Source organism: Actinomadura terrae (assembly GCF_022751215.1).
GTDB lineage: Bacteria > Actinomycetota > Actinomycetes > Streptosporangiales > Streptosporangiaceae > Spirillospora > Spirillospora terrae.
Map to the genome: position 1 here is coordinate 164739 of NZ_JAICDG010000006.1, position 25224 is coordinate 189962.

Annotated in this window: 23 protein-coding genes; 15 read left to right on the forward strand and 8 right to left on the reverse strand. The window is 73.3% G+C overall.

All coding sequences use genetic code 11. The features are described 5' to 3' along the window. Window positions 1–23: 23 nt before the first annotated feature. Together K2F47_RS32725 and K2F47_RS32730 are read right to left on the reverse strand one after the other, a co-directional pair. Window positions 24–389 (reverse strand): hypothetical protein, encoded by a 366-nt coding sequence (locus K2F47_RS32725; protein WP_242909902.1) that lies wholly within the window; start codon window positions 387–389, stop codon window positions 24–26. A 30-nt stretch (window positions 390–419) separates the two neighbouring features. Next, the gene (locus tag K2F47_RS32730; protein WP_242909903.1) at window positions 420–1016 is read right to left on the reverse strand and encodes a TetR/AcrR family transcriptional regulator; all 597 of its coding nucleotides are present in this window, start codon (window positions 1014–1016) and stop codon (window positions 420–422) included. Between the two features lie 71 nt (window positions 1017–1087). Here K2F47_RS32730 and K2F47_RS32735 point away from each other — a divergent pair, with 71 nt between their 5' ends. Both K2F47_RS32735 and K2F47_RS32740 read left to right on the forward strand, forming a co-directional pair. Further along, window positions 1088–1807: a hypothetical protein gene (locus K2F47_RS32735; protein ID WP_242909904.1), complete on the forward strand. Its 720-nt coding sequence runs from the start codon at window positions 1088–1090 to the stop codon at window positions 1805–1807. A 326-nt stretch (window positions 1808–2133) separates the two neighbouring features. Beyond that, on the forward strand, window positions 2134–2706 hold the full coding sequence (locus K2F47_RS32740; RefSeq protein ID WP_242909905.1) for a TetR/AcrR family transcriptional regulator: 573 nt from the start codon (window positions 2134–2136) through the stop codon (window positions 2704–2706). A gap of 9 nt (window positions 2707–2715) precedes the next feature. Here the strand turns inward: K2F47_RS32740 and K2F47_RS32745 are convergent, their stop codons facing one another. Continuing rightward, the gene (locus K2F47_RS32745) at window positions 2716–3354 is read right to left on the reverse strand and encodes a 4'-phosphopantetheinyl transferase family protein (RefSeq protein ID WP_242909906.1); all 639 of its coding nucleotides are present in this window, start codon (window positions 3352–3354) and stop codon (window positions 2716–2718) included. Next, the gene (locus K2F47_RS32750) at window positions 3351–4187 is read right to left on the reverse strand and encodes a metallophosphoesterase family protein (RefSeq protein ID WP_242909907.1); all 837 of its coding nucleotides are present in this window, start codon (window positions 4185–4187) and stop codon (window positions 3351–3353) included. Before K2F47_RS32750 ends, K2F47_RS32745 begins: the two co-directional genes overlap by 4 nt. A gap of 207 nt (window positions 4188–4394) precedes the next feature. Between K2F47_RS32750 and K2F47_RS32755 the strand changes: the two genes are divergently transcribed. The 4 genes from K2F47_RS32755 (at window position 4395) to K2F47_RS32770 (ending at window position 9413) form a co-directional block, all read left to right on the forward strand. Beyond that, on the forward strand, window positions 4395–4985 hold the full coding sequence (locus tag K2F47_RS32755) for an RNA polymerase sigma factor (RefSeq protein ID WP_242909908.1): 591 nt from the start codon (window positions 4395–4397) through the stop codon (window positions 4983–4985). Window positions 4986–5152: 167 nt separating this feature from the next. Beyond that, window positions 5153–6655: a DUF4331 domain-containing protein gene (locus tag K2F47_RS32760; RefSeq protein WP_242909909.1), complete on the forward strand. Its 1503-nt coding sequence runs from the start codon at window positions 5153–5155 to the stop codon at window positions 6653–6655. Between the two features lie 65 nt (window positions 6656–6720). Further along, on the forward strand, window positions 6721–8046 hold the full coding sequence (locus K2F47_RS32765) for a tetratricopeptide repeat protein (RefSeq protein ID WP_242909910.1): 1326 nt from the start codon (window positions 6721–6723) through the stop codon (window positions 8044–8046). Further along, complete coding sequence (locus K2F47_RS32770; RefSeq protein ID WP_242909911.1) at window positions 8043–9413, forward strand: sulfite exporter TauE/SafE family protein; 1371 nt, start codon at window positions 8043–8045, stop codon at window positions 9411–9413. The genes K2F47_RS32765 and K2F47_RS32770 overlap by 4 nt, the downstream gene beginning before the upstream one ends. Before the next feature lie 19 nt (window positions 9414–9432). Here K2F47_RS32770 and K2F47_RS32775 read toward each other — a convergent pair whose 3' ends face one another. Further along, window positions 9433–9936, reverse strand: a complete 504-nt coding sequence (locus K2F47_RS32775; protein ID WP_242909912.1) for an anthrone oxygenase family protein — start codon at window positions 9934–9936, stop codon at window positions 9433–9435. Between the two features lie 42 nt (window positions 9937–9978). After that, window positions 9979–10845, reverse strand: a complete 867-nt coding sequence (locus K2F47_RS32780) for an NAD(P)H-binding protein (protein WP_242909913.1) — start codon at window positions 10843–10845, stop codon at window positions 9979–9981. An 81-nt stretch (window positions 10846–10926) separates the two neighbouring features. Between K2F47_RS32780 and K2F47_RS32785 the strand changes: the two genes are divergently transcribed. Next, window positions 10927–11889: an AraC family transcriptional regulator gene (locus K2F47_RS32785; RefSeq protein WP_242909914.1), complete on the forward strand. Its 963-nt coding sequence runs from the start codon at window positions 10927–10929 to the stop codon at window positions 11887–11889. Here K2F47_RS32785 and K2F47_RS32790 read toward each other — a convergent pair. Both K2F47_RS32790 and K2F47_RS32795 read right to left on the reverse strand, forming a co-directional pair. Continuing rightward, window positions 11828–12334, reverse strand: coding sequence for a hypothetical protein (locus tag K2F47_RS32790; protein WP_242909915.1), 507 nt, complete (start codon window positions 12332–12334; stop codon window positions 11828–11830). The two genes, K2F47_RS32785 and K2F47_RS32790, sit on opposite strands and share 62 nt — an antisense overlap. After that, window positions 12331–12888 carry a hypothetical protein gene (locus K2F47_RS32795; protein WP_242909916.1) on the reverse strand — a complete coding sequence of 186 codons (558 nt, stop codon included), beginning with the start codon at window positions 12886–12888 and terminating at the stop codon, window positions 12331–12333. The genes K2F47_RS32790 and K2F47_RS32795 overlap by 4 nt, the downstream gene beginning before the upstream one ends. A gap of 387 nt (window positions 12889–13275) precedes the next feature. On the opposite strand from K2F47_RS32795, the gene K2F47_RS32800 reads away from it, so the two are divergent. From K2F47_RS32800 to K2F47_RS32835, 8 genes are all read left to right on the forward strand, one after another. Further along, window positions 13276–15009: an ABC transporter ATP-binding protein gene (locus K2F47_RS32800; protein WP_242909917.1), complete on the forward strand. Its 1734-nt coding sequence runs from the start codon at window positions 13276–13278 to the stop codon at window positions 15007–15009. Further along, a complete protein-coding gene (locus K2F47_RS32805; protein WP_242909918.1) occupies window positions 15006–16901 on the forward strand; it encodes an ABC transporter ATP-binding protein in 1896 nt (631 codons plus the stop codon). Before K2F47_RS32800 ends, K2F47_RS32805 begins: the two co-directional genes overlap by 4 nt. Before the next feature lie 96 nt (window positions 16902–16997). Beyond that, window positions 16998–17519, forward strand: coding sequence for a GNAT family N-acetyltransferase (locus tag K2F47_RS32810; protein ID WP_242909919.1), 522 nt, complete (start codon window positions 16998–17000; stop codon window positions 17517–17519). Between the two features lie 244 nt (window positions 17520–17763). Beyond that, entirely contained in the window at window positions 17764–18015 is a 252-nt protein-coding gene (locus tag K2F47_RS32815; RefSeq protein ID WP_242909920.1) for a hypothetical protein, read from the forward strand. A 133-nt stretch (window positions 18016–18148) separates the two neighbouring features. Further along, window positions 18149–19822 (forward strand): JmjC domain-containing protein, encoded by a 1674-nt coding sequence (locus tag K2F47_RS32820; RefSeq protein WP_242909921.1) that lies wholly within the window; start codon window positions 18149–18151, stop codon window positions 19820–19822. A 32-nt stretch (window positions 19823–19854) separates the two neighbouring features. Further along, window positions 19855–21423, forward strand: coding sequence for a radical SAM/SPASM domain-containing protein (locus K2F47_RS32825; protein ID WP_242909922.1), 1569 nt, complete (start codon window positions 19855–19857; stop codon window positions 21421–21423). Further along, a complete protein-coding gene (locus tag K2F47_RS32830; protein WP_242909923.1) occupies window positions 21420–22613 on the forward strand; it encodes a JmjC domain-containing protein in 1194 nt (397 codons plus the stop codon). The genes K2F47_RS32825 and K2F47_RS32830 overlap by 4 nt, the downstream gene beginning before the upstream one ends. Next, complete coding sequence (locus K2F47_RS32835) at window positions 22610–25207, forward strand: YcaO-like family protein (protein WP_242909925.1); 2598 nt, start codon at window positions 22610–22612, stop codon at window positions 25205–25207. The genes K2F47_RS32830 and K2F47_RS32835 overlap by 4 nt, the downstream gene beginning before the upstream one ends. The last annotated feature ends 17 nt before the right edge of the window (window positions 25208–25224 follow it).

Below are 25224 nucleotides of genomic sequence, written 5' to 3' on the forward strand. Positions count from 1 at the left end.
CCACCGGACCTGTGCTCGATCGATCATGTGCCGCCGAGGGAAAAGAGCACCTGCGCCGAGTCCGGCCACCACCCATCGGGCGCAGCGGCCAGCTTCATCACCGTCACTTTCGAGCATTCGACCAAGCCGGACTTGTGGGCGGCCATCAACTCCACCACCAGCGGCGCGGCGGAAGCTCGTTGATCAACATCGGACGAGAGCGCGATAGCGAGGTCCGGATAGCTCCGATGCACACTCATGAACTCGACGCCTTGAAACAGGAGGGCCAACTTCTTCTCGGCGGCATAAAGCTGAAGCTGCGAATGACCGGCCCCATACCTCCAGGCGACGAACCGGCAGCCTGAACTCCAGGGCAGGTGCTCTATTCGAGTGACCTGAATAGCTTGCACACCCCCTTCCCTTCAGGCGCGGTGGGGCTCTCAGTCGGCTCGGGACGAGTGTTTCAGTTCGTCCAGGTGCAGGGCGAGGACGGAGCGCATGTGGTGCGGGGTGTAGGCGTCGGGGCGGGTGGCGGCGTGGACGGCCAGGCCGTCGACGAGGGCGTGCAACCGGTCGGTCTCTCGGTCGACGTCGTGGTCCGCTTCGTCCGGCAGGAGGCTGCGGACGAGGTCGCGGCAGCCGCCGCGCAGGCGGTCGTGCGCCTGTTCTCGGATGGCGCGAAGGCCGGGATCCACTAGTGCGCGGGCGGTGAAGGCCAGCCAGACCTCGTTCTCGGCGGCGCGCTCGGCGTCCATCGGCAGGACCTCGACCAGTACCCGTTCCGCCCGCAGACGCGGATCGGCCTCCTCGGGCAGCGCCGCGATCCGGCGGTCGATCCGCTCGATGATCATCCGCAGCGTGAAGTCCAGCAGCTCGGACTGCGCGGCGAAGTAGTGCCGGAGCGAGCCCATCGAGAGGCCCGCCTCGCGGGCGACGCCGCGCACCGACGCGCGGTCGAGGCCGTCCCGCCGGACGACCCGCCACACCGCCTCGGCGACCTCGCGCCGCCGTTCCACCGGATCCACCATCTTGGGCATGGTCTCTTTTTAGCACAGCTGTGCTATGTTCGCTTTTAGTAGCACACTCGTACTACAACCCAGGAGGCGTCATGACGATCCATCTGGCCGATCCCACGGCCCCCGCAGCGGACCGCCCAGCCCGTCGTCCTCGGCGAGGACGGCGGCTCGCCGTCATGGGCGTCGGTGGCGTTCTCCTGCTCGCCGGATCGGCCTCACTGGCGGGCGCGGGCCTCCAGGCACGTTCCGGCGGCTACTTCGGGACACCCGAGTACCGGTTCACCACGGACACGGCCGCCCTGAAGACCGACGAGATCGACGTGGGCTCGGACGGCGCCCGACCGGCCGACCCCAATCCCGACATCGGCGAGTTGGCCCGGGTACGGATCGTGGTGCGGCCGAAGGACCCGAGCATCCCCTTGTTCGTGGGCATCGGTCCCAAGGCCAAGGTCGAGGAGTACCTCCGGAACGTCGCCCACGACGAGTTCGCCTCCGCGCGCCTGGACCCGTTCAAGGCCGAGTTCCGCAGGAGCCCGGGCGCCGCCACGGCACCCGATCCGACCGTCCAGCCGTTCTGGGTCGCCACGTCGACGGGCCGGGGAACACGGACGCTGAACTGGAACAAGACCCATGGCGCATGGTCGGTCGTCCTCCTGCGCCGCGACGGACGACCGGGGGTGGACGCCGACGCCTCCGTCGGCCTGCGCTTCGGCTTCCTCCTCCCCACCGGGCTCGGCCTGCTGCTCGCCGGGACGGCGGCGGTCGGCTACCTGGCCATCAGCCGGAGGCGGTCCGGCGCGGGACGCCCCTGATCCATGCCGTCCGTCCTCAGGCTCGGGGGCGGGTCGAATGGGACCGAGCCTGGAGGCGCGGTAACGCACGGATCACCGTGGGCAGGCACCCGCAGGACCCGCTGCTCGCGGAGCATCGGCGAGCTGGCGATGGGGAGCCCGGACTTCGTCGCGCTGTGGGGCGACCACCGCGCGTCCCCCGCGAGCTGGAGTGCCCTCAGGGGCATCGCTCCGGCGTGACCCGCCCCTGCTCGCGGCGGGGGTTCGGTGTGCGGTGGCGGCGCCGTCCGGAGCATCCCGGCTAGTATCTGGGGACCGTTCCAAAATATCCGCGCCAGGAAGGTCCCGTGACCACCGACCACACCTCCGCCGCCCGGCCCGAGCGCGCCGACGTGCGCCGCAACCGCGCGCGGCTCCTCGCCGCGGCGCGGGAGACGTTCCCGCGCGAGGGGGCCGACGCCTCGCTGGAGGGCATCGCGCGGCTGGCCGGCGTCGGGATCGGCACGCTCTACCGCCACTTCCCCACCCGCCGGGACCTGCTGGAGGCGCTGACCGCCGACGTCTACGACGACCTCGCCGCGCGGGCCCGCGAGCTCCAGGCCGCGGCCGAGCCCGGTGCGGCGCTCATGACGTGGCTGCGCGCGTTCATCGGCCAGGTGACCGGGTTCCGCGGCATGGCGGCCGCCGTCCTGGTCACGCTGCGCGACGAGCGGTCCGCGCCGTCGCAGGCGTGCCGGGCGATGCGCGCCGAGGCCGAGGAGCTGTTCGCCCGCGCGCAGAAGGCGGGGGCGGTCCCCGCCGGGACCGAGTTCGGCGACGTGCTGACGCTGGCCAACGCGATCGCGATGGCCGCCGAGGAGGACCCCGGCACCGCCGACCGCCTGCTCACCCTCGCCGCGTCGGGCATCCAGCCGCGCTGAGCCCCGAGGTCACCGCGGGACGGTGATCGCGGCGGCGACCAGGCCGTCCGCGACGGCCCAGCGGCCGGCGAACCCGGCGAAGGGCGGGTCCGGCGCGAGGATCGCGGCGGTGAACGTCCCGTCCAAGGCAAGGACGAGGCTGGCGTCCTCGAAGCCCAGCCAGCGGCGCGCCACCGGGAACCACGCCTTGTAGACGGCCTCCTTGGCGCAGAACAGCAGCCGGTCCCAGTGGACGTCCGGGGACGCGCGGCGCAGCTCGTCCAGCAGCGGGACCTCCTCCTCACGGGAGATCACGTCGAGCACGCCCTCGGGCAGCGGCCCGTGGGGCTCGGCGTCGATGCCGAGGGCGCGGACGTCGCCGGCCCTGGCGACGGCGGCGGCGCGGTAGCCGTCGCAGTGCGTCATGCTGCCGACGACGCCGTCCGGCCAGCGGGGCGCGCCCTTCTCGCCGCGCGGGATCGGGGCGGGCGCGAACCCGAGCTCGGCGAGCGCCCGGCGGGCGCACCAGCGGACCGTGGTGAACTCGCGGCGGCGCTTGTCGACGGCCCGCGCCACCTCGGGCTCCTCCTCGGGGAACAGCACCGCGCCGGGCGGGTCGTGGTAGGCGGTGGACGCGGCCACGCCCGGCGGCACGATCCGCTCGATCACGAGCCCTCCTTCTCCAGGAGAACGGGACGCAGCCCCTGCGGCGCCTCCCCGCGCTTGCGCCACTCGCGCGGGTAGCCGACGGACACCTCCACGTGGGGGACGCCCTCGCTCCAGATCGTCCGGGGGATGTGCAGGTGGCCGTACACGACGGAGACCGCGCCGAAGCGGACGTGCCAGTCGGCGGTGCGCTCGCTGCCGCACCACTGGGCGAACTCCGGGTACCACAGGACGCGGGTGGGCTCGCGGATCAGCGGCCAGTGGTTGACGAGGACCGTCCGGGTGCCGGGCGGCAGCTCCCCCAGGCGGCGCTCGCTGTAGGCGATCCGCGCGTCGCACCAGGCGTCCCGCGTGGGGTAGGGGTCGGGGTGCAGGTAGACCTCGTCGGTGCACACCACGCCCGCCTCGTGCGCGAGCTTCAGCGCCTCCTCCTTGGTGAGCACGCCGTCCGGCCGGAACGTGTAGTCGTAGAGGACGAACAGCGGCGCGATCGTCAGCGGGCCGCCCTCGCCCTCCCACACGGGGTAGGGGTCTTCAGGGGTGTGGACGCCGAGGCCGCGGCACATCTCGACGAGCCGCCGGTAGCGGGCCTCGCCGCGCAGCGCCACCGGGTCGTTCTTGGTCGTCCACAGCTCGTGGTTGCCGGGCACCCAGAGCACCTTGGCGAAGCGCCCGGCGAGGGTGCGCAGCGTCCACTCGACGTCGGCGAAGCGCTCGCCGACGTCCCCGGCCACGATCAGCCAGTCGCCGTCCGCAACCGGCGCCAGCCCCTCGACGAACGCGCGGTTGTCGGGAAATCCCACGTGCAGGTCGCTGATGCCGTACAGACCGCTCATCCAATGATCGTAGGCGGCGGGGACGCGGATTCGGCGCCCCGGACGCGGCGGACGCGGCGGTCCGGGCCGCCTGGCCGGACGAGGCCATCCGGGCGCGGGACCTGCGCCGCACCTCACGGCACCCGCCGCCGGGCCCGGGGTCATGTACCGGCGTGCGCGAGGGTGAGACAATTCACGCCGGACCGGTCAGGGACGGGTGGTGGTTCGGTGGACGCGCCCGGGCCCGCATCGGGCCCCGCTCCCGACCGGTCGGCCCCGGACGAGGAGCGTCTGCGGGCCCGGCTGGCGGCGGGGGACGAGGCCGCGCTGGGCGAGATCTACGACGCGTACGCGGTGCTGGTGCACGGGCTCGCGCGGCGCGTGACCGGTGACCACGAGGCCGCGCGCGACGTCACGCAGGAGGTCTTCGCCGGACTGTGGGAACGTCCGCTGGCGTTCGACCCGGCGCGCGGGTCGCTGCGCGGGTGGCTGGCGACGCTCGCCCACCGCCGCGCCGTCGACTGGGTGCGGCGCGAGGTGCGGCGGAGCCGTCCTCCCGGGGAGGCGCCCGAACCGGCGGACGCGGGCGGCCCGGACGAGGCGGTCCTCGCCGGGGAGCTGGCGATCGGGGTGAAGCGGTCGGTGAACGCGCTGCCGCCGCCGATGCGCGACGTCCTCGAACTCGCCTACTACCGCGGCATGACCTATCGCGAGGTGGCGGCCGCCCTCGACATCCCCGAGGGGACGGCCAAGTCCCGCATCCGCGGCGCGCTCGCGCGGGTCGGCCGGCTGCTGGAGAGCGAGGGCCTCATCCCGTGACGGCCCGCCGTATTCCGTGACGGCCCGCGTTAGACGCGGGCGGTGGGCGGAGCGCCGGACGGGTGTCCCAATGTGGCCAGGCGGTCATCCGAAAGGCGCGCGGTTCCGAAGTGGGGTTATCAGCGGCACCAAAAGGGCGCCGCGAGACTCGCCGGAAGGACTCAGCGATGTCATTACCTCAACATCTCAGGGCCGCCGCGCTGCTCGCCGCGGGCGCGGCGCTCGCGGCGGCGGGGCTGTCCGGCCTCGGGCCGGGCGCCGCGACGGCGTCCAGCCACCGCGAGGCGCCGCTCATCTCCGGGCAACCGCAGTACGACAACACCGACGTCTACGCGTTCGTCAGCCCGGACCGGCCCGACACCACGACGCTGGTGGCGAACTTCCTGCCGTTCGAGGAGCCGGCGGGCGGGCCCAACTTCTACAAGTTCGCCCAGGACGCGCGGTACGAGATCAACGTCGACAACGACGGCGACTCGCTGCCCGAGTTCACCTACCGGTTCAGCTTCAAGGACTCCTACCGCAACCAGAACACGTTCCTCTACAACACCGGGCCGGTGCGGAGCCTGGACGACCCGAACCTCAACTTCCGCCAGACCTACGACCTGACGCTGATCCAGCGCAAGGACGGGAAGGTCACCGACACGCGGACGCTGGCGAGCGGCGTGCCGGTCGCGCCGTCCAACGTCGGGCGGGCGTCGATGCCCGACTACCGGACGCTGCGGCAGCAGGCGACCCGGGGGCTGCCGGACGGCGCGCGCGTGTTCGCCGGGCAGGCCGACGACCCGTTCTTCCTCGACCTGCGCGTCTTCGACCTGCTGTACGGCGGGAACCTGAAGGAGGTCGGCAATGACACGCTGCGCGGCTACAACGTCCAGTCGGTGGCGCTCCAGATCCCGACGAAGGCGCTGGTCACTCCGGGGCGGCCCGTCGTGGGGGTGTACTCCGCGGTGCAGCGGCAGAACGCGGCGGGCGACTGGACGCAGGTGTCGCGGCTCGGCATGCCGCTGGTGAACGAGCTGGTCGTCCCGGTGAAGGACAAGGACAGGTTCAACGCGTCCGTCCCGTGGAACGACGCGCAGTTCGCGCCGTACGTCACGAACCCCGAACTACCGCGGCTGATCGAGGGGATCTACAAGATCCCGGCGCCGCCGACGCCGCGCAACGACCTCGTGCAGGTGTTCCTGACCGGGGTGCCAAAGCTGAATCAGCCGCCGAACGTCCGTCCGGCCGAGCTGATCCGGCTCAACACCTCGATCCCGCCCGCGGCGAGCCCCAAGCGGCTCGGCGTGCTGGACGGGGACGTCGCCGGATACCCGAACGGGCGCCGTCTCACCGACGACACCGTCGACATCTCGCTCCAGGTCGTGGAGGGCGAGCTGCTCGGCCGCAAGTCCGATCTCGGCGACCGGGTCGACGCGAACGACGTGCCGCTCGACAGACCGTTCCCGTACGTGGCGCTGCCGACGTCCGGGTCCACCGTGCAGAAGGCGCCGCGCCAGGAGACCGTGCGCAAGGCGTCCACCGGCCTCGACGCCGTGCCCGCGGCGGGCACCGAGCACACCGGCGGCGGCGCGCCGATCGTCCCGGCCCTCGCGCTCGGCATCGGCGCGGTGTTCCTGACCGGAGGCGGCACTCTGTGGTTCCGGCGCCGCCGGGGCCCCGTCCGCTGAGACCAGTTCCAGGCCCGGCCGCTCCCCCGCGCCGGCCGGGCCCCGGGCCTTGCGAAGGAACTCTCATGGCATCTGTACTCTTGCGGCGCCTGCTGCCGGCGGGGCTGGTGGCGGCGCTGGTCGCGGGCCTCACCCTGGCCGCGACGATCCGGCTCCGGGGCCCGGCCCCCGCGCCGGACGCCCGGTCCGGGCCGGTCGCGGCCGAGGCGCCCGCCGCGACGCTCGGCGGCTCGATCGACCGGCTCCGGCGGCACCTGCGCGACCAGCCGCGCGACGCGTCCGGCTGGGCGGCGCTCGGGCTGGGCTACGTGGAGCGGGCGCGGGTCACCGCCGACCCGTCCCTCTACCCGAAGGCGTCGGACGCCCTGGACCGCTCGCTGCGGCTGCGCCCGGACGGCAACGACGCCGCGCACGCGGGACGCGCCGCGCTCGCCGCCGCGCGGCACGACTTCCGGACGGCGCTGGCCGAGGCCGACCGCGCCCTGGCCGTCAACCCCTACGGGGCTCGCGCGCTGGCAGTACGGGTGGACGCGCTGGTGGAGCTCGGCCGCTACCCGGACGCGTTGAAGGCCGCCGAGCACGCCGACGCCACCGCGCCCGGCATCCCCGTGTTCGCCCGGCTCGCCTACGTCCGCGAACTCCACGGCCGGACGGACGAGGCGCGGCGCGTGCTGCGGCTCGCGGCGTCCTCGGCCACCGACCGGGGCGACATCGCCTACGTCCGGACGCAGCTCGGCGACCTCGCCTGGAACGGTGGGGACACGCGCGCCGCCGGACGCGAGTTCGCCGCCGCGCTCCAGGCCGACCCCGCCGACCTCGGCGCGCTGGACGGGCGGGCCCGGGTGGGGGCGGCGACCGGCGACCTCGCCGGGGCGGCGCGCGACCAGGAAGCCCTGGTCGCCCGCTCCCCGCTGCCCGGACGGCTGACCTGGCTCGGCGAGCTACGCGAGGCCGCGGGACGCCGGGACGAGGCCGCCCCGCAGTACGCGGCCGCCTCGGCGTGGGGCGCGCTCGCCTGGGCGAACGGGGTCACGCCCGACCTGGAGACGGCGCTGTTCGAGGCCGACCACGGCGAACCGGCGAAGGCGCTGCGCGCGGCGCGGGCCGAGTGGGCGCGCCGCCACAGCGTCCACGTCGCCGACGCCCTCGCCTGGGCGCTGCACGCCAACGGGCGCGACGCCGAGGCCGTCGGCTACGCCCGGCAGGCCGCCGCGACCGGGTACCGCAACGCCACGTTCCTCTACCACCGGGGAATGATCGAGCGGTCTCTCGGGCAGCGGGCGGCGGCGCGCCGCGACCTGGGGGCGGCGCTGCGGCTCAACCCGTCCTTCTCGCCGCTGCACGCGCCCCGCGCCCGCGCCGCGCTCGCCTCCCTCGGCGGCGCCTCGTGATCGCGCTCGTCCTCGCGGCCGGGCTCGCCGCGCCGACCGGGCTCGCCGCGCCGGCGGGGCATCCGCTCGGAAACTTCTCCGTCAACCGCTACGACGGGCTGGTCGTCGCGCCGCACGAGCTGCGGATCGACCACGTCCAGGATCTGGCGGAGATCCCGGCGGCGCAGGTCCTGCACGGGGGCACGGACCTGCGCCGCTGGTCCCGGCGTGAATGCGCGCGTTCGGCCGCGGCGTTCCAGATCACCGAGGACGGACGGCCGGTCGCGGCGGTGGTCCGCACTGCGTCGGCGTCCGCGCGGCCCGGGCAGGCGGGGCTGCGGACTCTGCGGCTGGAGTGCGCGCTCAGCGCGCCGTTCGGCGGCAGCAGGCTCGGGTTCCGCGACACCGGCGACGGGGGCCGCCCCGGCTGGCGCGAGGTGACGGCCGTGGGCGACCGCATGACGCTGACCTCGTCCGACGTGCCGCGCGAGTCACCGACCTCGCGGCTCACCCGCTACCCGCGCGATCCGCTCGCGTCGCCGTCGGACCGCAGCGCGGCGACGGCCGAGGTGCGTCCGGGCGGCCCGCCGCTGTCCGCGCCCGCGCCCATCGGGCCGGGGACCTCCGGACGCGGCGCCGACCCGCTCACCCGCGCCTTCACCGGCCTGGTCGCGCGCCGCCACCTCACCCCGGGCTTCGCGGTGTTCGCGCTGCTCGCGGCCGTGGTCCTCGGGGCGGCGCACGCCCTGGCGCCGGGCCATGGCAAGACGATCATGGCGGCGCAGGCCGCCGGGCGGGGCCGCCGGTCCCGCCGGGACGTGCTGGCGCTGGGGCTCACGGTCACGGTCACGCACACCGCCGGGGTCCTCGCGCTGGGCCTGCTCGCGGCGACCGGCGCGTCCCTCGGGGCGCCGCAGCTGCTGCCGTGGCTCGGCGCCGGGGCGGGCGTCCTGGTCGCGCTGGCCGGTGTCTCGCTCCTGCGGCGCGCCCTGCGCCGCCCGCACCACCACGGCCACGGCCACGGTCATGGGCACGGTCACGGCCATGGGCATGGACATGGGCACGAGGGGGGAAGGCGGGGGATGGTGCTGGTGGGGTTCGCCGGTGGGCTGATGCCCAGCCCTTCCGCCGTCGTCGTGCTGCTCGGCGCGCACGCGCTGGGGCACGCCTGGTTCGGGGTGCTGCTCGTCCTCGCCTACGGGGCGGGGCTGGCGCTCATGCTGGTGGCGGTCGGGATGCTGGTCACCGGGACGGGACGGCTGCTGGCGCGGACGCTGCCGTCGCTGCGGCCGCTCCTCGCGCCGCGCCTGCTGCCGGTCGTGACGGCGGCGCTGGTCGTCCTGCTGGGGGTGGGGCTGACAGCGCGAAGCCTGGCGCCACTGGTGTGACGCCAGGCCCGCCCGCGGATCACGCGCCCTTCCCCCAGACGTAGGCCCCGGCGCCCATCAGCAGGACGCTCGCCCAGCTGAACACGGCGCGGACGGTGTTCCAGGCCGTCCAGCGCCCGGAGTAGTCCGACCAGATCTTCGCGGCCTCGTGCGTCCCGGACGGGATCTTGACGGCGTCCAGGTCGTTGTTCATCGGAATGTTCACCGCGAAGCTCGGCACCAGCGCGCCGACGACGTACACGGCGGCGGCCGCGAAGAACAGGATCGCCGCCGACTTCTGGCCGAGCGACATCAGCAGGACCCCCGCGACGACCGCGAGGACCGGCAGGAGCATGAACGCCCCGACGAACAGCGGGTTCTGGATCTTCTGGTTGATCGTCTGCATCGCGTTGATCGCCGAGGACGGCTTCGCGGCGTTCAGGCCCGGCATCACTCCGCAGGAGAAGACGAAGAACGCGCCGGCCATCCCCGAGGCCATCAGGATCGACAGGGCCGCCGAGGCCGCCGTGAGAGAGAATTTCATGATTGCTCCGTTAGTCCGTTTCGGTGGTTCAGGTCCGGTGGTTCAGTTCCAGATGCCGCTGGCGGCGGTCTCGGCGGCGTACTCGGCGAAGTCCCGGGGTTCGCGGCCGAGGGCCCGCCGCACGCCATCGGCGGTGGGGGTGTTACGGCCGTCCAGAACCGTCGAGAAAAGATAGGTCAGAAAGGCGACCACCTCGGCCGGGAGGCCGTGCTCGGTGAGCGCGGCGGCGTAGTCCCCGGTGCTCACCGGCACGTAGGCGACCTCGCGCCCGGCCGCGCGGCCGATCTCGGCGACGGCCTCGCCGAAGGTGAGCGCCCGGGGGCCCGTCACCTCGTAGACCTCGCCGTGGTGCCCGTCCCCGGTGAGCGCCGCGACCGCCACGTCGGCGACGTCGTCCAGGTGGACGAACGGCTCGGGCACCTCGCCCGCGGGCAGCACGACCTCGCCCGCCTGGACCGGCTCCAGCAGGTAGTCCTCGCTGAAGTTCTGCGCGAACCAGCTGGACCGGACGATCGTCCACTCCAGGCCCGACTCCTGGACGATCCGCTCGCAGGCCTGCGCCTCGTCCTCGCCCCGGCCGGAGAGCAGGACCACCCGCCGGACCCCGGCCTCCACCGCCGCCGCCGTGAACGCGGCGATCGCCTCCGGCGCGCCGGGGACCGCGAGGTCGGGGTAGAAGACGAGGTAGACGCGCTCGACGCCGCGCAGGACGGGCGCCCAGGTGGAGCCGTCCTCCCAGTCGAAGGCCGGGGCCGCCGACCGGGACCCCATCCGCACCGGGACGTCCATGGCCTCCAGCCGCTCGACGACGCGCCGCCCGGTCTTGCCGGTGCCGCCGAGGACGAGCGTCAGGCCGCTCTCGACAGGGGTGGTGGTGATGTTTCCGCTGGTCTTCTCGCTGTTCGTCATGGCTATGAGTCAACCGGGGCGCGGCCTCCGGGAACATCGTCGAGAAGCTCGTCCGCATACGCGAGCGTCTACGCTGGCGTCATGGACGCCCTGACCGATCTGCTCGACGGCCCCCGCGCACGCGGCGCGTTCATGCTGCGCTGCGTGCTCGACCCGCCGTGGTCGGTGCGGATCCAGGACGAGGCGCCGCTGACGCTGGTCGCGATGGTCCGCGACGACGCGTGGGTGATCCCCGACGAGGGCGGGCCCGAGCACGTCCACCCCGGCGACGTGATGATCATCCGCGGGCCGGACCCGTACACCGTCGCCGACGACCCCGGCACCGCGCCGGAGATCGTGATCCACCCGGGGCAGCACTGCACCACCCCGGACGGCACGAGCCTGTCGGAGGCGATGGACCTCGGCGTGCGGGCCTGGGGCAACGCGCCCGACGGCCGGACGGAGATGCTGATCGGCACCTACCAGATGCGCGGCGCGGTCACCCAGCGGCTGCTGGCGGCGCTCCCGGCGCTCGCGGTCGTGCGGGGCGACACGTGGGAGTCGCCGCTGGTCGGTCTGCTCGGCGAGGAGATCGGCAGGGACGAGCCGGGCCAGGAGGTGGTCCTCGACCGGCTGCTGGACCTGCTGCTCATCGGGACGCTGCGCGCGTGGTTCTCACGGCCGCGCGCCGAGAAGCCCGGCTGGTACCGGGCGCACGGCGACGCGGTGGTCGGCCCGGCCCTGCGGCTGCTGCACGACGACCTCTCGCACCCGTGGACGGTCGCGGACCTCGCCGCCCGCGTCGGGGTCTCCCGGGCGGCGCTCGCGCAGCGGTTCGGGAAGCTGGTGGGCGAGCCGCCGATGGCGTACCTGACCGGCGTCCGCCTCGCCCAGGCGGCCGACCTGCTGCGCGAGAGCGACGCGACGCTGGAGGCGGTGGCGCGGCAGGTCGGCTACGGCAACGCGTTCGCGCTCAGCACCGCGTTCAAGCGCGAGCGCGGCGTCAGCCCGCAGGAGTACCGGACCTCGCCGGAGCACCGTCCCGCCGCCGCGCCCGCCCGCTGACCCGGCGGGCGAGCGGGTAGAGCAGGGCGGCACCGGCCAGCAGGACGAGCCCGGTCGGGATCCACTCGTGCGACCCGGCCGGCGCGTACACGCGGCTCGCGCGCCCGACGTCGATCGCGGGCACCCGCTCCCCCGCCGCGAGGTCGCCGCGCCCGGCACCGTACATCGTCGTCTCCCGCGCCGCGCCGCCGTCCGCGGGCGTGAACGTGCCGTACCAGGAGCACGCCTCGTGCCCGGGGTGGCTGACGCACGACACGCGCGCGGCGGTGAACGCGCCCGGCGCGCCGTCGCCGCGCGCCGCCCGCCAGACCGGCTCTACGTTCGGGACCGTGTAGAACAGCAGGACGAACGCGGCGACGGTCGCGACCGTGACGGTGAACCCGGACGGGACGCGGCGGGACGGTGCGCCGCGTCCCGCCGGGGCCCGTTCCCGGACGGCCGTCATGCGCGGGCGAGCGCGCAGTCGCAGGAGGGGGCGCCGCCCGGGCCGGCCGCCTTCGCGTCCCGCCGGTGCAGCAGCATGGCGACCACCATCGGGGCGAACACGACCGCGTTGTAGAACAGGTGCAGCTCCACGCGCGGGACCAGCAGCTGGATGATGCTCGTCGGCACGGCACGGCCGGCGATGTTATGGCCGCTCTGCGCCTGGACGAGCAGGAGCAGGTGCTCGAAGTGGTGCCAGATCTGGATGCCGAGGGCGATGTTCCACCACGTCCGCGACCGTCCGGAGAAGCCGGGGCGCAACAGGATGAACGCCACCAGCATCACCACCGCGAAGCCGTAGTGGAGCGCCTCGGACTTGATCAGCCACGGGAACCACTGCCCGAGGATGCCGCGCGACTGCGGGACGGGCCGGCCGAGCACCCAGATCTGGTACGCCTGCACGAGGTGCTCAGCCCAGTGGCCGAGGACGATCAGGAAGAACACGTTGAGGCCGGCCCGGTGACCGCCCGCGTTGAGGCGGGTCATCCAAGTGGGCCGGTGGGCGATGGCGGCCATGGGCTACTCCTCGCTGCCGCGGCGACGCGGCGGGGACCGCGATCTTTGTGTAACGCCGTTATGGCTTCATTCTGGGGCACCGCGCGCACCGCGTCACGCCGACGGCCGGATCCGGCCTGATGGACGTCCGGAATCACCGCGCTTGCGCCGTCCTGGCACGCCGACAGCCCGCGCTGGCGGCGTCCGCCCGTGCGATCCAGGGTTTTCAGTCAGCTCACGCCTTCCAGCCGCCACGGCGACCCGCGCTATTTCGGAAACTGTCGGCACTGGCCGAGAAGGCACTGAACTCTTCCACCAACCCCCATGAATCCACTTGTATGATCATTATTGCCCGCCTTTAAAGCTCGCCCAAAACGGTGCGATACATCCAATATCGAGAGTGCGTGTGTGCTGATCCGACTTCTGCGGGCCCATATCGGGCCGTACAAGGCGAATGTCGCGCTGCTGGCGCTGCTGCAACTGGCCGCGACCGTCGCGAACCTCTATCTGCCGGTGGTGAACGCCGAGATCATCGACGACGGGGTGGTCAGGGGGGACGCCGGCCGGGTCCTGGAACTGGGCTTGATCATGCTCGCGGTGTCGCTGGCGCAGATGGCCGGGGCGATCGGGGCGGTGTTCCTCGGCGCGCGGACCGCGACGGCGATCGGCCGCGACCTCCGCGCCTCGGTCTTCCGGCGGGTCCAGGGCTTCTCGGCGCGGGAGCTGGGGCGGTTCGGGGCGCCGTCGCTGATCACCCGGACCACCGGCGACGTCCAGCAGGTGCAGTCGCTGGTGCTGATGACGTTCACGACCATGGTCGCGGTGCCGGTCATGGGCCTGGGCGGGATCGTCATGGCGCTCGGGCTGGACGTGCCGCTGTCCGGCCTGCTGCTGGCGGTCGTCCCGGTGCTGGGGCTGCTGGTCGGCCTGATCGTCCGCCGGTTGCGCCCGCTCTACCGCACCACGCAGCGGGGGGTGGACGGCGTGAACCGCATGCTGCGCGAGCGGATCATCGGCATCCGGGTCGTCCGCGCGTTCGTCCGGGACGGGCACGAGCGCGAGCGCTTCGGCGCGGCCAACGCGGAGCTGACCGACGTCGCGCTGCGGGCGGGCCGGCTGATGGCGCTGACGTTCCCGTCCGTGATGCTGGTGGTGAACGCCTCCAGCGTGGCGGTCGTGTGGGTCGGCGCGCACCGCGTCGACACCGGGGACATGCGGATCGGGGCCCTCACCGCGTTCCTCGCCTACCTGACGCAGATCCTCATGTCGGTGATGATGGCGACGTTCATGGTCATGATGGTGCCGCGCGCGGAGGTCTGCGCCGAGCGCGTCCAGGAGGTGCTCGACACCGCGTCCAGCGTCGTCCCGCCGAGGCGGCCGGTCGGGGAGCTGCGCGAGGCCGGGCGGCTGGAGCTGCGCGGCGCCGAGTTCCGCTATCCGGGCGCCGAGGCGAGGGTGCTGCGGGGCGTCGACCTCGCGGCCGGGCCCGGCGAGGTGACAGCGGTGATCGGCTCGACGGGCAGCGGGAAGTCGACGCTGCTCGGGCTCGTCGTCCGGCTGTTCGACGCCACCGGCGGCCGCGTGCTGGTCGGCGGGGTGGACGTCCGGGACCTCGATCCGGCGCTGCTCTCCCGGACGGTGGGGCTGGTGCCGCAGCGCCCGTACCTGTTCTCCGGGACGATCGCGGGCAACCTGCGCCACGGCCGTCCGGACGCCACCGACGCCGAGCTGTGGCACGCGTTGGAGGTCGCCCAGGCCAGGGACTTCGTCGAGGCGCTGCCCGCGGGGCTCTCCGCCCCGCTCTCGCAGGGCGGCACCAACGTGTCGGGCGGACAGCGGCAGCGGTTGGCGATCGCGCGGACGCTCGTGCGCGCCCCGGACATCTACCTGTTCGACGACGCGTTCTCGGCGCTCGACCCCGCGACGGACGCGGCGCTCCGCGCGTCCCTGGCCCGCGAGACCGCGCACGCGACCGTCGTGATCGTCGCCCAGCGGGTCGGGACCGTCCGGGACGCGGACCGGATCGTCGTGCTGGACGAGGGACGCGTCGTGGGCACCGGCACCCACCGCGAGCTCATGGCGGGCAACGCCACGTACCGGGAGATCGTCCTGTCCCAGCTCACCGAGCAGGAGGCCGGGTGACCGGGCGAGAGGCCGGAAGGCCGATGGACCTCCGCCGCTCGGGACGCCGGTTGGCGCGGCTGACGCGGCCCGAGCGCGCGCTGACGGGCGCGGTGCTGCTGCTCACGGCCGGGAGCGTCGCGCTTACCGTCCTCGGGCCGCTGCTCCTCGGCCGCGCCACCGACCTGGTCTTCGCCGGGGTGGTCGGACGCCATGAGACCGAGGGCGCGAGCAAGGCCGAGGTCATCGGGAAACTGCGGGAACGCGGTGACGACGGCGTCGCGGACATGCTCTCGGGGACCGACTTCACCCCCGGCCACGGCGTCGACTTCCACGCCGTCGGAATGACGCTGCTGACCGTCCTCGGCATTTATCTGCTGGCCGACGTCCTCGGCATCCTCCAGGGCCGGCTGGCCACCACCGTGATCCAGCGGACGGTGTCGCGCCTGCGATCCGACGTCGAGGCCAAACTCGCGCGGCTGCCCCTCTCCTATTTCGACGGACGGCCGCGCGGGGAGATCCTCAGCCGCGCCACGGGCGACGTCGACAACATCGGCCAGACGCTCCAGCAGACGATGGGCCACATGGCCAACGCGCTGCTCACGATCGTCGGCGTGCTCGCGATGATGTTCTGGATATCGCCGCTCCTGGCCGTGATCGCGCTGGTCACCGTGCCGTTCTCGGTCGTCGTCGCGGCCCGCCTCGGCCGGCGCGCGCAGCCGCGGTTCGTCGAGCAGTGGCGGACGACCGGCACGCTCAACGCCTACATCGAGGAGAACTACACCGGGCACGCCGTGGTGAAATCACTCGGCCGCGAGGCCGGGGCCGAAGCGGAGTTCCGAGAGCACAACGACGCCCTTTTCCGTGCCTCTTTCCGCGCGCAGTTCCTCTCCGGGATCATCCAGCCCGCGATGCTTTTCATCGGCAACATCAATTACGTGCTGGTCGCGGTCGCCGGAGGGTTGCGCGTGGCGTCCGGAAACCTGTCGATCGGTGACGTGCAGGCGTTCATCCAGTACTCGCGGCAGTTCACCCAGCCGCTCGACCAGGCGGCGAGCATGGCGAACCTGGTGCAGTCGGGCGTCGCGTCCGCCGAGCGGGTCTTCGAGCTGCTGGACGCGGAGGAGCAGGAGCCCGACCCGGCGCGTCCGGAACGTCCGGCGGTGGTGCGGGGGTCGGTGTCGCTGGAGAACGTCTCGTTCCGGTACGAGCCGGACGAGCCGCTGATCGAGGACCTGTCGGTGAAGGTGGAGCCCGGCAGCACGGTCGCGATCGTCGGGCCGACGGGCGCGGGCAAGACCACGCTGGTCAACCTGCTGATGCGCTTCTACGAGACGACGGGCGGGCGGATCCTGCTCGACGGCACCGACATCGCCGCGATGTCCCGCGACGACCTGCGCTCCCGCGTCGGCATGGTGCCGCAGGACGCCTGGCTGTTCGGCGGCACGATCGCCGACAACATCGCCTACGGCCGCGCGGGCGCGACCCGCCGGCAGATCGAGGACGCCGCCCGCGCCGCGCACGCCGACCGCTTCGTCCGGACCCTGCCGGACGGGTACGACACGGTCGTCGACGACGAGGGCGCCGGTGTCAGCGCCGGCGAGAAACAGCTGATCACGATCGCGCGGGCGTTCCTCGCCGACCCGGTGATCCTCGTCCTGGACGAGGCGACGAGCTCGGTCGACACCCGCACCGAGATCCTCGTCCGGCGCGCGATGGCCACCCTGAGCAGCGGCCGGACGAGCTTCGTCATCGCGCACCGGCTCTCCACGATCAGGGACGCCGACGTGATCCTCGTGATGGAGCACGGCGCGATCGTCGAACAGGGCGCGCACGCCGAACTCCTGGAGGCCGGAGGCGCCTACGCGCGCCTGTACGCGGCGCAGTTCGCCGCCGCCCCCGAAATCGACTGAGGAAATGGGGCGCGACGGCGACTACCGGCCGCGACCTGATCACTCGCACACTTGGAAAACAGCGCCGGACCGCCCTCCGATCGAATGGAGCAGCCCTTGAGCACCGCCCCCGTCGCCCTTCGCAGTTTCGGACACGAGGACCTCCCCGCCATCCGGCAGACGCTCCTGGACGTGCACGCCGGCGCCTACGCGGACGAGAAGGACGAGCCGTCCTACCAGCGCTTCCCCTGGCTCGTCGACCACTGGGGCGGGCAGCCCGGGTTCGCGTGCGTCGTCGGCTACGACGGCGACGAGCCGGTCGGCCTCGCCTACGGGTCGCCGATGCCGGACGGCACCGAGTGGTGGCGGGAGCACCTGGCCGCGCCGCCGGCGGACACCTCGACCTTCGCCGTCGCCGAGTTGATGGTGGTCCCGCGCTGGCGGAAGACCGGCACCGCCGCGCGGCTCCACGCGGCGCTGGTCGAGGACCGGCCCGAGGCCCTGGCCGTGCTCCTGGTCGACTCCGACCGCCCGAGGGTCGAGGCCCTGTACGCGACGTGGGGCTATTCCCGGATCGGCGAGCGGCCGATGCCGGACTCGCCCGGCTCCGCGGTCATGCTCCGGCGGCTGCGCGCCTGAGGCCGGAGTGATAACCGGGGCGGTTGATACCGCGATCTCTTTTCGGCCACTCCATTTTCTGATTCGGTCATTCCGAAGATCATGATCGATGGTCCGAGTTCCAGTAGGAAAATCGAACCCGCCGTCAGGGAAATTTGGTCGACAGGAGATCTTGCAAACGTTCCATCGGCGAGTCAGACTCAAAAGCGCGTTCAGTGCGTGACCGAACGGTCACCGATCCAGCCTGATCAGTGAGGAGCGCGCCTTGCTTGAGTACACCGACTCGTCGCAGCCGGTCGACGGAACGATCGTGGCAGAAGCGTACGAGGGCGTCGGCAGCCCGCTCGTGCAGTTGAGGGGCTCCGCCGCCGGGACCGCCGCCGACGAGGCGATGCGGGTTCCGGAGACCATGTCGATCTCCCTGGAGAGCATCGACGTCGACGTGGAGAACCAGAGCTACGGAATGGTCGCCGCGAGCACCGGATGCATCTCCAACCCCGGTGGGCCGAGTTGCTGAACCCCGCGGTTCGGAGTTGATCCTCGTGGACACCGACGGTTGGGGACTGTCCGCGGTTCTCGGTGATCGGGACGTCCCGACCTTCTTCCGAACGAGCTGGGAACGGGAGGCATTGTCGCTCCGCGGGGCGGCAATGCCGCTCGCCGGCCGGCTGCTCACGCTCACCGAGTTCGAGCGGCTGGCCTGCGGCGGCGGCGCCGACCTGAGCCTCGTCCAGGACGGCGTGGCGCGGCCGGTCGTCGCCGACCGCGCCGACCGGGTTCCGGGACGGCACGTCCTGGCCGCCTACCGGTCCGGCACGACGCTGCTGCTCACCCGCCTGGCCACCCGCAGCGCCCCGGTCGCGGCGCTGTGCCGGGGCATCGAGCTCGACCTGCTCGAACACGGCCTGCTCCCCTCCGCCCCCGTGACCGCCAACGCCTACCTCACGCCGCCGCGGGCCCAGGGCTTCGACCGGCACCACGACGACCACTCGGTGCTCGTCGTCCAGCTGCACGGCGCCAAACGGTGGCAGGTGTTCGAGCCGGGCGCCTCGGAGGAGGCGGAACCGGTCGTCTCCACCACCCTGGAGGCCGGCGACGTCCTGTCGATCCCGCGAGGCTTCCCCCACGTCGCGCACACCACCGACGAGGCGTCGCTCCACCTGACGCTCGGCGTGCACACCGTCTCGCGGGCGGACGCCCTGGCGGACATGCTGCGGACGCTCGAACCCTTCCGCCGCTCGGTCACCGGGCCCGACGGCCTCGCCTCCACCGGCCTGCCGGAGCTGGACGCCGCCGCCTACCTGCGCGACCGCAGGCTCCGCTGGATCACCGGGCTCGACCCCCTGCCCGGCGGGCGGCTGGTCGCGGACGCGGCCGCCGCCGCGGTCGGGCCGGACACGGTCGTCCGGCGGGTGCCGCTGATGCCGAGCGAGTCGGGCACCGAGGGCGGCCTCGCGCGGCTGACCTTCCCCGGCGGCACGCTGCGCCTGGACGGGCGGCTCCAACCCGTCCTCGACCACGTGGCGAAGGCCGAGTCCTTCGCCCCCCACCACCTGCCGTCGGTCGGCGCGCACTACGACGCCGTCGAGCTGACCCGCATCCTGGTCAGACACGGCATCTTCCAGCCGGTGGACGCGGCGGTCGACGAGGAGCCGTCGGCGCCCGCCGTCGTCCAGCCCGTCGTCCAGTCCGCCGTCCGGGCCGAGCGGCCGGCGGCCCCGGCGCGGTCCACGCGCGACCTGTCCTTGGTACGTGACAGCGGCCCGGCGGTCGGCCACCACCTCGGCTGGATGCGGCTGCGGGAGCGGCTCACCGGCGCCGAATGCGACGACCTCGTCGCCGCGTGCCACGAGTTCCCGCTGTCGGCGCCGACCACGGTGGACGAGGCGGGCCACCCCGCCCACCGGCGCGCGGACATGCGGCACGTCCCGCACGGGCCGAGCACGGCGTGGGCGTACCAGCTGATCGAGGACGTGGCCGACGAGGCGGCGCGGACCGTCTACGGCTTCGACCTCACGGGCATCAAGCGCGCCCCGCAGTACGTCGAGTACCTCCCCGGCAACGGGCACTTCCACCGGCACAACGACTACAGCCACGACCAGCTCGACTCCCCCCGCAAGATCACGGTGATCGTCCAGCTGTCCGACCCGGCCGACTACGAGGGCGGGGCGCTCCAGATGTTCGGCGTCGAGACCGAGGAGCTGCCGCGCGAGCGGGGCTCGGTCCTGGTCTTCCCGTCGATGATCGACCACCGTGTCACGCCCGTGACGCGGGGCATGCGCCGCGCGCTCGTGGCGTGGGTCGCGGGGCCCCGGCTGCGCTGATCACGATCCCCGTCCGACCTGAGAGGAATGCGATGAGCGGCAAACAGACCCCGCTGACCCTGCGCGCCTGGCAGGGCGGGCCGGTGCTCGCCGGGCCCGACGAAGCCCCGCCGCCGCTCCCCCGGTTCGGGGCGCCGGACCGGGCCCCGTTCGGCGCCGTCGGCCTGGCGGACCCCGCGCCGCCGCCCGCCGCGTCCGAGGCCGCGCCCGAGGAGGACGCCGCGCACCGGACGGGTGAGGGTGCCCGCGCCGTCTACGACCTGTCCACGACGGAGCCCGTCCCGTTCGTCTCCTCGCTCGTCCACCACCGCGTCGACGACGACCACCTCTGGATCGCCGTCGAGGACGGGAAGCTGCTGGTCGCCGACGACCTCGACCACGAGCTGCTGACCCTCCTCGTCGCGGGCACGACGCCCGCCGACGCGGCCCGGGAGCTGCACCGCACCCGCGGCCTCGCCCCGGACGCGGCGACGCGGGCGATGGCCAAGCTCGTCGGGCGGGTGGCGCTCGCCGGGATGATCCGCGGCATCCGCGGCAACCACTCCATCAAGAAGATCCGCCCGCACCGGTTCGCCCGCTTCCACCTGACCAACCGCTGCCAGCTCCAGTGCGTGCACTGCTACACCAGCTCCAGCCCGTTCCTGCCCAAGGACGGCGAGCTGAGCACCGAGCGCTGGATCCGGCTGGTGGAGGACTTCGCCGCGAACGGCGGGGAGAAACTGCTGCTCACCGGCGGCGAGGCGCTGGTGCACGAGGGCTGCATTCCGGTCATGCGGCGCGCGCACGAGCTCGGCCTCGAGGTCACGCTGTTCTCCAACGGAATGGCCGTGCCCAAGCACCTCGACGACCTCGCCCGCTACGCCGACATCGTCCAGATCAGCGTGGACGGGCCCACGGCGGAGATCCACGACGCCATCCGCGGCCGCCATTCCTTCCGCCGCGCCACGCGCGCGATCCGGCTGCTCCTCGACGCCGGCGTCCAGACGCAGGTCAGCACGACGATCATGATGAACAACTGGGCGGCCATCAAGGCGGGGCTGCCCGCCTTCATCGACGAGTGGCGCGACAGCGACGTGAAGTTCAGGATCAGCTACGGCGCCATGGCGCACGGGCGCGGCACCGACCTCGACCACGACCTGAACGAGGACGAGGTCCGGGACTGGGTCGACGAACTGCTCGGCGGCCTCCGCATCGGCGACGACAAGGCGCACGGCCCCAACAAGGTGCAGAAGATAAACAGCTGCGGATACGCCGAGCAGCTCGTCGTCGCCTCCGACGGGATCGTGTACCCCTGCCATCTGCTGTCCGGCGCGCTCGGGCACATCGACCAGCTGCCGCTCAGCGAGATCACCGACTATCTCAAGCGGACGTCCGACGCCTTCACCGTCGACAACCGGAAGGGCTGCCAGTCCTGCGACCTGCGCAACCTCTGCGGCGGGACCTGCCGGGTCGAGGACGAGAAGCACACCGGCAGCAGGTTGATCACCACGTGCACGCCCGAGGAGAAACTGCGCAGGCGGCGTTTCCTCGTCCGCCGCTACAGGCCGGTTCCGGGCGCCGCGCCGGAGGTCGGGTCCGAAGTCGGGCCGGGTTCTTCGTGACGCTCGCCGACCTCCTCCGTCCCAGGGCCGTGGCGGATTTTCTCGACACGGAATGGACGCGTGAGCCGTGCGTGTTCCCCGGCGCCGCCAAAGGGGCCGCGCTGCTCGACCTCGACGGTTTCGAGGCGATGCTGGGCGGGTTGCATTACGCCCATGAGGGGCTGCTGCACCTCGCCCACGGCGACCGCCGCCGCCTTCCGGCCACCTTCATGGACGCGGACGGAATGCTCGACCTGCGTCAGGTAAGGAAGGCCTTCAAGGGCGGCGAGACGCTCTACCTGACCAAGGCACATCGGCTTTCCCCGGTTCTTGCCGACCTGTGCCGCGGTGTCGAACTCGACCTGGCCGACCACGGGGTCGTCCTCCGGAAACCGGCCGGCGCCCACGTCTTCGCCACGCCTCCGTCGGCGCAGGGATTCGCGCCGCATCGCGACGAGCACGGAAGCCTGGTCGTCCAGACGGAGGGCCGGAAGGCGTGGATGGTTGAGGAAAGGCCCGGTCCGCCACGGCCCGGCGCGATCTCCCCCCAGGAATGGGCGAAGATCCGGTTTCGGGAGTTCGCGCTGGAACCGGGAGACGTGCTGTACGTCCCCGAATACTGCGGGCATGCGGCCCGCACCGAGGAAGCGCACTCCCTTCATGTGACGCTCAGGCTGTTCCCGCTGCGCTGGCGAGACGTCCTCGACGAGGTCGTGGGAGCCCTGCCCGCCCTGAACGCGTTCGTCCCTGCCGCGCGCACGCACGACCCCGCCGCCCTCGCCACCGGCCTGGCCGAGCTCCTCCGCTCCCCGGACGTGGGCGCGGCACTGCCCGGCCTGCTCGCCGGGCTGGCCGCGCGGCGGACCGAGCGCCGCGCCGTCCTGCCGGACGGCGGGCTGGGCGGGCCGGACGGCATCGACGAGAACACCTGGCTCGTCCGCGCCCGGGGCGCCGACTGCCACGTGACCAGCGGCGACGACGCCGCGACGATCCACTTCCCGGGCGGCGCCGTCCGGGGGCCGATCGGCGTCCTGGCGGCGTTCGAGCACATCGCGAAGGCGCGCGTGCTGCGCGCCGCCGACCTGCCCGGCGCGCTCGACCCGGACGCGTCGCTCGGCGTTGTGCGCAAGCTGGTCGCCGACGGCCTGCTGCGCCGCGCCCGCCCCGGCGAGACCGCGGAGACCGGCGAGTTCGGCGAGTTCGCGCGGTGAGGGCGCGGCCGATCGTCTTCCTCGGGCCGTCGATGCCGCTCGCCGAGGCCCGCCCGATCCTGGACGCCGACTACCGCCGCCCGGTCCGGCGCGGCGACCTCGACGCGATCCCCGCCGGCGCGGTCGTCGGGATCATCGACGGCGTCTTCGAGCAGACCCTGTCCGTCAGCCCGACCGAGGTGCGCGCGGCCGTCGACCGGGGGGTCGTCGTGTACGGCGGCGGCAGCATGGGCGCGTTGCGCGCGGCCGAGGTGCCCGCGGTCACCGGCGTCGGGCTGGTGTACGCCTGGTACCGCGACGGCACCGTCACGCGGGACGACGAGGTCGCGCTGCTGTTCGACGAGGAGACCGGCGCACCGCTGACGGTGCCCGCCGTCAACGTCCGCTACGCCGTCGAACGCCTCCACCGGACGGGCACCATCGACGCGTCCACCGCCGACCGCCTGCTCACGACCGCGTTGGAACTGCCGTTCAAGGCGCGCACCTACCGGCACATCGTCCACCGCGCCGGCCTGCTCGGACGCGCCGACGGCGCGGACCTCGTCGCCATGCTGGCGAGTCACGACCTCAAGCACCGGGACGCCCAGTCGGTCCTGGAGGCGATCGGCGCGGCCCGTCCCGTCTCCAGGAAGGGCGCAGCACCTCGCCCGACCGCGGCGACGCCCGTCCCCGAACCGATCACCACCGGAACCGCGCTGATCTGGGAGAGCGGCGACCGGGTCGGCGACGAGGAACTGTTCGCGTTCCTCGCCTACACCGGGCGGCTCGAACCCTGGGCCCGCTCCGCCCATCCCGTCCCGTCCGAGTTCGTCCGGCCGGTCGACGCGCCCGCCGCGCAGGCCCTGTTCGGGACCGCCGTCCGCCGGTGGGGGTGGCTGAGCTCGGAGGAGGCACGCGTCACGCTCGCGGATCTCGGCATGGACATGCCCACCCTCAACCGCAGGGCCGAGGCGGAGGCCGTCGCGGAGGCGGGCCTGACGGCGTGGGCGAAGGCCGATCCCCAGGCGTTCCGGCGCTCGCTTCGAGCGGCGCTCTTCCTGCACGACGCGTCGCTGAAACGGGAGGTGATGCGCCTCGGAGGACTGAACCTGTTCGCCGAGCGGGACCCCCGTCCGGCGTCCACCGAGGAACTGTCCGATGCGTGGCAGGTGCTGTGCAAGGCGAACCTGGCCTTCGACATCGAGGCCGTGCGGCAGCGGTGGGCCCAATGGGGATACGGCGATCGCGCCGCGCAGGACGCCTTCGTCCACAGGCTCGCGCGGGCGCGCCGCGCGGGCGGGGAACTGGCCGCCACCATGGCGGGACGAGCCGCTCCCGCCGCCGGTCCGGTGCCGCATCCCGACCTGCCGCTGCGCGCCCGGCCGAAGCCCCCGGACGAGCGGCGCTTCTGCCTGCCCATGGCCGAGGCGCGCGACCACGCGACCCGGCTGGCGAAGACGATCGGGATCACCCGGATCGGCATGGTCGGCGACCTCGGGGACCTCGGCGGCGTCCAGATCGCCCAGGCCGCACGTCCCGACGGATGCTGGTCCAGCACGTACGGGAGCGGGAAGAGCCTCAGCGAGGACGGCGCGCACGTCGGCAGCGTCATGGAGGAACTCGAGAAATGGGCCCAGGAGCAATGGGTGCCGCGCGCCGCCGACCTCGTCCAGGCCCCCTACCGCGACGTGGCCGGCGACGCCGTCGACCCGGCGGCGCTCGCCCTTCCCTATGACAGTTCCTACGCCCCCGACCGGCCGCTGACCTGGACGCGGTGCCCGGACGTCCTCTCGGGCCGGACGGTTCTCGTCCCGCTCGACCTGCTGAGAATGGAACGCGGCCCCCGCGACATCTGCTTCAGCCCGCGCGGCGCGCGGAAGGTCATCGCCACCAACGGCCTCGGTTCCGGCTTCTCCCGGGAGGAGGCCCTCCTGCACGGGCTGTGCGAGTACGTGGAACGGCACGCCCAGCGCCTCGCGGAGATCGCCCTGGTCAACCCGGGCGGGACGGGCGCGCCGCCGTTCCGGTTCGTGGACCTCGACACCGTCCCGGACCGCGCGCGCGAGGTGGCGGAGCGGCTGCGCCGGGTCGGGCTCACCGTCCGCGTCCTGGACATCACGGCGGACGTCCGGATCCCCACGTTCATGGCGACCGTCTGGCGCGACCTGAACCGCTCCGAGGGCTACGGCACCCATCCCGACCCCGGGACGGCGGTCGAGATGGCCGTGCTGGAGGCGGCGCAGTCGATCGCCTGCGCGGTCGCGGGAGGCCGCGAGGACCTCACGATCCAGGCCCGCAGCCTCGGCCGTCACGAGCGTCCCCGTCCCGTCGCGCGCGAGGACGCCTGGTTCTGGCTCGACCCCGATGTCGCGCCCGCCCCCATGACGCAGGGGTTGACCGGCGACGACGTCCTCGACGACCTGTGGTGGGCGCTGGGACGGGTGGCCGACGCCGGCCTCCCGCACGTCCCCGTGCTCGACCTGACGCACCCGGAGATCGACCCCGCGCACGTCGTCCGGGTGATCGTCCCCGGCCTGGAGAGCAACAACCCCTTCGCCACCGGGGAACGCGCCCGGCTGTCCCTGCTCCGCGACCTGCTCCCCCGCTGGTCCTGACCCCGTCCGGAGGCCGC